This window comes from Azospirillum sp. B506 (assembly GCF_000333595.1).
GTDB lineage: Bacteria > Pseudomonadota > Alphaproteobacteria > Azospirillales > Azospirillaceae > Azospirillum.
In genome coordinates this window covers 1-8,884 of record NZ_BADK01001136.1, presented here as the reverse complement: position 1 = coordinate 8,884, position 8,884 = coordinate 1, and the positions used below count along the sequence as shown (strand labels likewise).

At 65.5% G+C, this 8,884-nt stretch carries 7 protein-coding genes and 1 pseudogene; 5 read left to right on the top strand and 3 right to left on the bottom strand.

The annotated features are described in order from the left end of the window. The 3 genes from I71_RS34515 to I71_RS34505 form a co-directional block, all read left to right on the top strand. Window positions 1-1,319: amylo-alpha-1,6-glucosidase (locus I71_RS34515; RefSeq protein WP_042704819.1), on the top strand; the 1,319-nt coding region annotated here is incomplete at its 5' end. A 716-nt stretch (window positions 1,320-2,035) separates the two neighbouring features. Then, entirely contained in the window at window positions 2,036-2,266 is a 231-nt protein-coding gene (locus tag I71_RS34510) for a hypothetical protein (RefSeq protein ID WP_148294447.1), read from the top strand. A gap of 194 nt (window positions 2,267-2,460) precedes the next feature. After that, a complete protein-coding gene (locus tag I71_RS34505; RefSeq protein ID WP_244434237.1) occupies window positions 2,461-2,793 on the top strand; it encodes a hypothetical protein in 333 nt (110 codons plus the stop codon). A 3-nt stretch (window positions 2,794-2,796) separates the two neighbouring features. Here I71_RS34505 and I71_RS34500 read toward each other — a convergent pair whose 3' ends face one another. Then, complete coding sequence (locus I71_RS34500) at window positions 2,797-4,308, bottom strand: polysaccharide deacetylase family protein (RefSeq protein WP_244434235.1); 1,512 nt, start codon at window positions 4,306-4,308, stop codon at window positions 2,797-2,799. Between the two features lie 450 nt (window positions 4,309-4,758). Here I71_RS34500 and I71_RS34495 point away from each other — a divergent pair, with 450 nt between their 5' ends. Then, window positions 4,759-5,127, top strand: coding sequence for a DUF2934 domain-containing protein (locus I71_RS34495; RefSeq protein WP_042704815.1), 369 nt, complete (start codon window positions 4,759-4,761; stop codon window positions 5,125-5,127). A gap of 78 nt (window positions 5,128-5,205) precedes the next feature. On the opposite strand, the gene I71_RS34490 is transcribed toward I71_RS34495, so the two are convergent. Then, window positions 5,206-6,525 (bottom strand): L,D-transpeptidase family protein, encoded by a 1,320-nt coding sequence (locus tag I71_RS34490; RefSeq protein WP_042704814.1) that lies wholly within the window; start codon window positions 6,523-6,525, stop codon window positions 5,206-5,208. 383 nt (window positions 6,526-6,908) lie between these two features. Here I71_RS34490 and I71_RS34485 point away from each other — a divergent pair, with 383 nt between their 5' ends. Continuing rightward, complete coding sequence (locus I71_RS34485; protein WP_042704813.1) at window positions 6,909-7,553, top strand: DUF882 domain-containing protein; 645 nt, start codon at window positions 6,909-6,911, stop codon at window positions 7,551-7,553. 622 nt (window positions 7,554-8,175) lie between these two features. On the opposite strand, the pseudogene I71_RS36985 reads toward I71_RS34485, so the two are convergent. Further along, window positions 8,176-8,428, bottom strand: a pseudogene (locus I71_RS36985) (helix-turn-helix domain-containing protein); the annotation flags it as partial. Between the last annotated feature and the right edge of the window lie 456 nt (window positions 8,429-8,884).

The window sequence follows — 8,884 nt, the reverse complement described above, 5'->3', positions numbered from 1 at the left end:
GGGCGGGGCAGAGCGTCACTTTCGCCGCCGCGACCGAGGAGTGGTGGCGGCTGGAGGCCTTGCCGCCGGCCGACGTGCTGGGCTTCGAGGCCGAGCGCCGCCGCCGTATCATCCAGAACGCCCATCCGGCCCTGCGCGACGGTGCGATGGCGGAGCTGGTGCTGTCCGCCGACAGCTTCCTGTTCGTGCCGGCCGGCCGCGTCGCCGACCAGATGCGGGCGCGGGCGGAGGGCGACGAGGTGCGGACGGTGATCGCCGGCTACCATTGGTTCACCGACTGGGGCCGCGACACCATGATCGCGCTGGAAGGGCTGACGCTGGCCACCGGCCGCCATCTGGAGGCAGGCTGGATCCTGCACACCTTCGGCCATTACATCCGCGACGGGCTGATCCCCAACATGTTCCCCGACGGCAAGGACCGCGGGCTGTACCACACCGCCGACGCGACCCTGTGGTTCTTCCACGCTCTGCACCGGTATCTCGGCGCCACCGGCGACCGCGACACCCTGCGCCTGCTTCTGCCCAAGCTGCGCGAGGTGATCGACTTCCATCGCCGTGGCACCCGCTTCGGCATCGGCGTCGATCCCAGGGACGGCCTGCTGCGCCAGGGACAGGAGGGCTATCAGCTGACCTGGATGGATGCCAAGGTCGATGACTGGGTGGTCACGCCGCGCCGGGGCAAGGCGGTGGAGATCAATGCGCTGTGGCACAACGCCCTGCGGCTGATGGCCGGCTGGCTGCGCGAGGAGGATGGCGAGGCCGCCGCCCGTCCGTTGGAGGAGCTGGCCGATCAGGCCCGCGCCTCGTTCAACGCCCGCTTCTGGTGTGCGTCGGCCGGGCACCTCTTCGATGTGGTGGACGGCGAGCATGGCGACGACATCGCTTGCCGGCCCAACCAGATCTTCGCCGTCTCGCTCGACCATCCGGTGCTGGAGCGCGAACGCTGGGAGCCGGTGGTTGAGACGGTGCGCAAGCACCTGCTGACCCCGGTCGGGCTGCGGTCGCTGGCGCCGGGCTGCCGCGATTACAAGGCGAAGTATTTCGGCGACCTGCGGGCGCGCGATGCCGCCTATCACCAGGGCACCGTCTGGGGGTGGCTGATCGGACCCTATGTCGATGCGTGGCTGAAGCTGCATCCGGAAGACAAGGCGGGGGCACGCCGGCTGCTCGAAGGCTTCCTGCCCCATCTGGACGAGGCCGGCATCGGCACCATCAGCGAGATTTTCGATGCGGAGGCGCCCTTTACGCCGCGCGGCTGCATTTCCCAGGCATGGAGCGTGGCGGAGGTGCTGCGCTGCTGGGCGAAGACTGAAGGCTAGGTGGAGCAAGCGGTTGCAACTCCGCCCATTCCGAAGGTCATAGGGCAGCTGACGGAGGTTCTGCCACCCGCAACGATGGTGCAATGCCCTTGGGGACAGTTGTCAACAGGGCACTACAGGGTGTGAAATCATGGAGAAGGGAGGAATGTGACAGATTTCTGTTGACACGCCACCAGGGCCTCCCGAGCCATTGAAGCTCGATTTTCATTGTGCATCAGATGCTTAGGTGGAATGCCTGGCTTTTGGGCAACACAGCGGGGCCCTTGAATCGCCTGGGGCGAATCGGGGATGCCCACGGCTTGCCCACACAGTTATCCACAGTCTCTGTGGAGACCGTGGTTTCTGCCCGCGCAAAGCTCAGTGTTGTATCGATCCGCCGAACCTATCCTTTTGATGCCTGTACTTTAGGTGGAGTGTGGGGCGGAGATCTGCGCAAGGGGGTAAGCGCATTGGATTTTGGCCAGACAAGAGAAAGCAGCCTATAGTTCCCCGTACCGGTTCCTTCGGTACCCTGACCGAGCCGGCCGATTTGCCCCCGTACGGAGTGCGGAAGAAAAGCCAGAGCGGAGGTGCCAATGCGAAGCGTTGTGCGAGGCGTCGCCGGCATGCCGTACCCAGGACCCCGATCCGGATGGGTGGGACGCAGTGCGGCTGCCGCCGAATCTGCCGGGGGGCCAGCGCGCAGTGCTCTGCGGTCAGCCCGCAGCGCTTTGCGATTGCTGGCTGCGGTTGTCGGTCCACTGTTGGGGGCGTCTGTGCTGGGCGCGCTGATCCTGCATCTTCTGGCCGGTCTTGTGGCGCGGCTTCCGACATCCGATGCGCTCGGCGCCTTGTCGGTGATGGCTGGCAGCGCGGTGGTGCTGATCACCCTGCTGCCCTTCACCCTGCTGTCTCTCAGGCGGGCGCGAGAGGTCTGGGCCGCGATGCAGGACTCCAGGCGCAGCTGATTTGGCGTCGCCGACCGGGCGCCGTCGATGGGAGGCCGCCGGCCTCTTGCGCCGGTACGGTCAGGATTCCGTTGCCACATGACGCTTGCCCGCGTTTAATCGGGAGCGAGGGCGGCGTTCGCCCCTCCGCCCAAGGGCTGGGCGCGGTTTTCCGGGGGCGCGGGATGGGTCTTTTCGATTTCCTGAAAGTCACGGTGACCGATAAGAAGGCGGCCAAGCCGGCAGGCCGCATGCCGATCAGCGTGATCCAGTGCGACGGAAAGAGCTTTCCCATCGTGTCGCTGACGCCAAAGGGCTTCGTCGCCCGCGGGTTCGACGGTTCGCTGATTGTCGGCCAGAACGCCAAGGTTTCCGTCCGCGTCGACGATGCCGCCGGTAAATTCACCTTCAACGCGACCGTTTCGGTGGTGGAGATCAAGGGCGACACGTTCGGCGCGACCTGGAGCATCCTGCCGACGGAGGTCGACGCGGTGATCCGCCAGTATGGCCAGCAGCGCAAGAAGCAGGACGCCAAGCCCGCCCCGTAGGGCTTACTGGCGGCCGGTTGCCGTCTCCGTCGCCGCCGCCGGCATTCCGGCATTGACGATCTTCGGCAGCGCCAGGATGCGCGCCCGCTCAAGCCATTCCGACAGGGTGACGAACTCGCATCCCTTGCCTTTCAGCTCGGCGATCACGCGGGGCAGGGCCTGCGCCGTGCTCGCATAGGTGGAGTGCATCAGGAAGACGTTGCCCGGCAGGCCGGCCAGCTTGATCTGGCTGACGATCTTGTCGGCATTGCGCACCTGCCAGTCGCGGGTGTCCACCGACCACAGGACAGAGCCCATATGCTCCTCCCGCGCGATGGTCAGCAACTCGTTCGAATAGCGGCCGTAGGGCGGGCGGAAGAGCACCGGGTTGGCGCCGAAGCCGCGCAGGATGCGATTGGTTTCGGCAATCTCGTACCGGGCGCCGGCCGCGTCCATCTTGCGCAGATCGGAATGGGTCAGGCTGTGGTTGCCGATCTCGTGACCGCTGACAATGAAATCATGTATCAGGTCACCCTGCCGCTCGGCGATGCGGCCGACCGGGAAATAGGTGGCGCGCACCCCCTCCTGGTTCAGGATGTCGAGAATTTGCCGGGTCACGGTCCGGTGCGGCCCGTCGTCGAAGGTCAGGGCGCAGAGATTCCAGTTTTCCCGCTTCAGGGTGGCCGGCATCACGTCATAGCGTGAATCGGGCATCACCGAGCGCAAGCGGCCCTTGCGGCGGCTGTGCTGCTCGATGTCCGCCATCGTGCGGGCATCTTCCTCGTTGTAGATGATCAGCCCATCGACCGGCGGCGTGGCGTTCGCGACCGACGGCGGCGGGGGCGCCAGCGGCGCGGCGATGGCCGAACCGATGGGCACCAGGACGGAGGATGTGGTGGTGGTCACCGTCTCGCGGCTGCCGGCTGGCTGCGGCGGCTTGGCCTCGGCCGGCACCGGTGCCGGTGCGACGGCCACGGTCACGGTCGGCGGCTTTGCCGTCGCAGGGGAGCCTGCATTTGGCGCCGCATTTGGCGTCGCAGGGGGCGCTGCCGAGGCGGTTGCGGGCGGGGCCGCGGGAACGGGCACCGGTGCGGATGGGGAGGCGATGCCGGCCGTTGCCACCTTCTCCGTCGGCTTCCCGGCGGCGGCCGGTCTATCGACGACGAGGCAGCCGAATCCGGCGCCGACGATCCGGCGGCACAGAGCCCGCGCGTCGACGCCTTTTCCGACCTGGGCATAAAGCGCCACGCCGGCCCCGCTCTTTGCATCGAGCTTCATCACCGACGCGCTCAGGCCGGCCGTCAGCTCGCGTTGGTGCTGTTGCAGATTCTTCCAGCTCACCCAGGCGTCGTTGTCACCGGAATAGATGCCCAGTTGCAGGAGCTGGCCATCGGGAGCAGGAGCTACCGCTGCTGCCGCAGGGGCGGGGGCGGAAACGGCAGGCTTGGTCTCGACCTTTACCACGGGCTGGCGCTTGACCGCGGGTTCGGCTGCACCGGAGGGCAGCGCAGGCAGGCAGAGCGCGCAGGTCAGCAATCCGGCCTTGAGCAGGCCAAGGCGCCTGCGCGTATCCGGTGCGCTATCAGGACTGCGGGCGGCATCTGCCGCCCTGGATCGGGTGCTGCTTGACGCGGCATTCGGCCAGAAAATGCGCAACATATCGGTCCCGTTACTAGGCCCAGCCACTCTCTGCGGACCGCCAGTCGATGGCGGTGCAATATCACCACGATGGGGTTAATTCAAACGACAAGCGGCGGAATTGTGGCGCTGCCGCCGCTTTTCGCAGGGGCGTTGCCGTTCGGAAACGGTGGCGCGCAGCGGCGGACTCCGGCGAAGAGGGTGGCAAGAATGTTTGGCCTCCGGAACCGGGGGGCAGCGGCGGGGTTCATTAGGGGGCAGGAGGCAGGACGACGGCATGGCAAATGCCTCCTCCCGCTGCCTCCTCACCCCCTCTGCAAAGGCCCACCCGTGAAGGAGATGATCCCTATGGCCGAGGATTTGGAGAGCCGCATCCGTCGGCGCGCGCATGAGATCTGGGAAGGCGAAGGCCGGCCGGAGGGCCGGTCCGACGCACATTGGGAACTGGCCAGCGAGGAGATCGCGATCCAGGACAATTACCGCGATACGCTGAAGCCCAATCCCGCCGGCGGTCCGGAAGCGACCGCGATGCGGACCGAGCCGGTCGAGCCGGTGCTGAGCGTCGCCAACCAGGGCGAACAGCCGGGCCTTGCCGACCAGGGCGACGAAATGGGAATCCCGATGCGGGGCGACCGTGACGCCTGGCCGACACCGGAAGAGGCTGCATCCACCGCGGTGCCGCCCAACCGCAGCCGCAAGAACCGGCGTCGGGCATAAACCGACGGGGCGGGAACATCCCGCCCCTCGCCCGGCCTGAAAACGCCCGGCCTGAAAACGCCTGGCTTGATAAACCTGTCAGACGCTGGACTTCTCGGCCGCGACGGTCTTGCCGTTGGGCATCGCGGCCCGGCTGGCCTCGGACGGCTTGCCGGCTGGAGCGGGTGTCATGATCGGCGCGGCGGCCGGTGTGGCTGCCGGTGTGGCGGAAGGAAGCGTTGCCGGCGCTGGTGCCGGGGCGGATGCCGTGGCCGGCGCATCGTCAAGACGGTCATAGATGTCGGGATGCAGGCGGACGGTGCCGTCCGGCTGCACGGTCGCAATCCAGTAGACGAACTGAACCGGCATGGGCGTGGCCAACTTGACCCATTGCGGCTGCGGCTTGTCCAGCATGCGGTCGATCCGCTGGGGCGTCACGCTCGTCCCTTGGAGCAGCAGCTCTGCCAGCCGGCGCGGATCCTCCAGACGGACGCAGCCCGAACTGATCGAGCGCAGTTCGCGCGCAAACAGCCGTGGCTCGTTGGTACCGTGCAGATAGATGTCGTAGGGGTTGGTCAGGTTGAAGCGGAAGCGGCCGAGTGCATTGTGGTCGCCCGGCTGCTGGACGATCCGGACCCGGCCCGGCGTGACGTCGTGCCAGTCGACCGTTTCCGGCGCAACCTCCTGCCCGTCGAGATAGACGATGGCGTTCTGGATGCCGGGCGTGCCCTTGGCGCGCAGCATCGGCAGCTTGTCTTCCTTCAGGACGGTGGGCGGCACGGTCCAGGTCGGGTTGACGATGACGTGTGTGATGCGGTCGGTCAGCAGCGGTGTCTCGCGCGACGGCCGGCCGACGATGGCGCGCATCGTCAGTTCCTCTTCCCCGCCGCGCACCAGGGTGGTGGTCTGGTCCGTCAGGTTCACCACCAGCACGTTGTCCGGGGCGGTGTCGCGGAAGCTGCGCATCGCGGCCGCGCTCTGTCGCATCAGCGCCGCGGCCTCCGCAGGCGTCCGGTCGAGCGCGGCACGGGTGCCTGCACCGATCAGGCCGTCGGGCTTCATCCGCTGGGCAAGCTGGAAGGCTTTCACAGCGCGGTCGATGTCGATGGTGAAGACATCCGACAGCTTGTCCGCCGGCAGCAGGCCGAGTTCGACCAGGCGTTGGGCCAGCCGGCCGACCCGCTCGCCGCTGCTGCCGAGCTTCATCAGACCGCCTTCACCGATCCGGGTGGAGGATTGTTCCGGTTCGCGGTCCAGATCGACAGCCGCGGCGTCGAGCCGGTCGGCCCATTGGGTCAGAGTGTCGCGGTAGGGCAGGGCGTCCGCCGGGCTGACCCCAAGCAGCGCCAGCGCCGATGCGGCGGTCAGCGCCAGCATGGCCAGCTTGCGGGGCTTGCGGAGGTCTGCGGATGCGGTCATGGCGAAACCCTCTGTCTCTCGTGGGCCGGCGGGCCATTCAAAGGAATGTGCGGAAGCCCTTAGGACCAATTTATGCAACGCAATAATGGAAGGCGAGGCGTGAGGCGCGAAATTCCGACGATCATTCATCCGGTGTGATCTTCCTGCCGCCGTCCTATGACCCGTCTATGCAAGAAGGTCACACTGCAAAATTTTTTGATTGCCTCGGCCGATGACCTTCCCTATACGAATATCCGTCCGGAGACGATTCACATCAGACGGAACGCTTCGGATCAGCGTTGGACATAAGGTTCACAATACCACAGCGGGCGTCGTGCGACCCGCCAAACGCCGAACGGCCACAGCGTAGAACGGCCAAAAACCTAAGACGACGAGGTTCGGGGATGCATTTGGGGGATGAAGAGCGGGCCGGCCCGACCATCGGGCGGCGCGGGTTCCTGGGTTTTGCCGCCGCGGCGGTTTCTGCGGGCCTTCCGGCCGCATCGGGGATGATGACGGGGGTTGCCACCAGCGTGGTGACCGGTGTGGCCACTGCGCCGGTCCTTCTTGGGTCTGGTTCTGCCGAGGCTGCCCCACTGGCCGGCAGCGTCCGCCGCATCAGCCTGCACAACATCAACACGCAGGAACGGTTCGAGGGCGTTTATTGGGCGGATGGCAATTACCGGCCGGACGCTCTACGCAAGCTCGACGTGCTGCTGCGCGACCACCGCGCCAAGCAGGTCTGCCGCTATGATCCGCGCCTGTTCGATCTGCTCGCCCGCGTTCACCAGAGCGTCGGATCGGACGATCCGTTCGAGGTGATCTGCGGTTACCGTTCGCGCCGGACCAATGCGATGGCACGGCGCCGGTCGCGGGGGGTCGCGAAGGAGAGCTATCATACCCGCGGCATGGCCATCGATATCCGCCTGCCCGACACGCAGTTGCGCGCTATCTCCGATACGGCGAAGGCCATGCAGGTTGGCGGCGTCGGCTTCTATCCGCGCAGCGGCTTCGTGCATCTCGATGTCGGCCCGGTTCGCAGCTGGTAAGGCCACCGCCCGCTGCTTCTCTTCTATCGAAAAGGCTCCGCATCGTCCGATGCGGAGCCTTTTCGATGTCCGGCTTTTGAAACCCTACACTGGTTCGGCGGTTGGAGTGCCGTTTCTGCCTTCGCTTCCTGGCTCTCCGCTTCCGGCCGTCAATTTCTGGGCGATGGCTTGGATGCGCGCAGGATGTCTGTCGGATCCCAGACCGCGCCGTGACGACGGCGTGCCTTGTTCTGGCTGGCCGCGTCGGCGGATTTGACGGACTTGACCCGTGGCGCATCGCTGCGCACAGGACGGCCGGGCTTGCGAATGTTTTCCCCGTCCGGGCCGGCGGCGACGAACTCGCTGCCGGCAAGTGTGCTTCCGCCGCCGGGCGATTCCGTCATCTTTTGCGGGAGGAACCTGTCCGGAACGCTGTCCTCCCCCTCGCCGGGGTCCTCGGGCGGCTCCTTGATTTCCGGGGAAAGCGCCGAGAGCAGAGACAGCATCTCGTCAGAGACATGAGGAGGGGCGGCGCGCCACAGACGCAGCAGGCGCGCCTCGCGCCGGCTGATATGGCTGCCCGTGTCGTCCGATTCCTCGAAGCCGCCGCGCGAGCGGCGCGGGTTGTCGGCATCGTTGTAGGTGTCGAAAAAGAAGCTTACCGGAACGTCCAAGACCTGACTGAGCCGGTACAGTGTGCCCGCCGAAATCCGGTTGGAACCCCGTTCATATTTTTGGACCTGCTGAAAGGTAAGCCCAATGGCTTCGCCGAGTTTTTCCTGGCTCATTCCCAGAAGGGTCCTGCGCATCCGAACGCGCTGCCCGACATGGGCGTCTACAGACCAGGACTCAGGCGATCCGCGTCGTCCTCTTTTGCGCGCCGTCGGCTCACTCATGTCCATTGGTCTCCAATGCCCAGTCTTCCATAGCCTCTCTTTGCGAGAATGAAAAGATTGTTCACACATTCTTTGGTGGGATTCAAGAGAAAACTTCTGAATATTGGCGTGTGATCGCCATATTCCGATAGGCAATCGTGCTGCCGCAGCATTCGCAGGGGTTGTCCCGTTACAGCTTTGTATTATTGGCTGGGTGGCGAGAGTCAATTGCGCCAAGGCTCTGAGGGATTCCTGCCGTCATCCCTTCGCGGAAGGCTCCGAGTCTTTTGGCTCACCCATTGGTTGGGGCGACAGCTTTTTGTTTACATAAATTCTGCGATCGATAACGGATGGGATTTATGTCGCCACAAATGGTGATTAAGAAGTTTCTGGTTGTAATAAATAATCAGGCGTGGGTGACGGAAATTACTGCTGGAAAGGCCGATACAGTCTGTCGCGCAACGCCCGGCCGATCCA

Excerpts from the sequence above, each read along its gene's own strand:
- I71_RS34485 (WP_042704813.1), top strand. The coding sequence starts at position 6,909 with ATGCATTTGGGGGATGAAGAGCGGGCCGGCCCGACCATCGGGCGGCGC.
- I71_RS34495 (WP_042704815.1), top strand. The coding sequence starts at position 4,759 with ATGGCCGAGGATTTGGAGAGCCGCATCCGTCGGCGCGCGCATGAGATC.
- I71_RS34490 (WP_042704814.1), bottom strand. The coding sequence starts at position 6,525 with ATGACCGCATCCGCAGACCTCCGCAAGCCCCGCAAGCTGGCCATGCTG.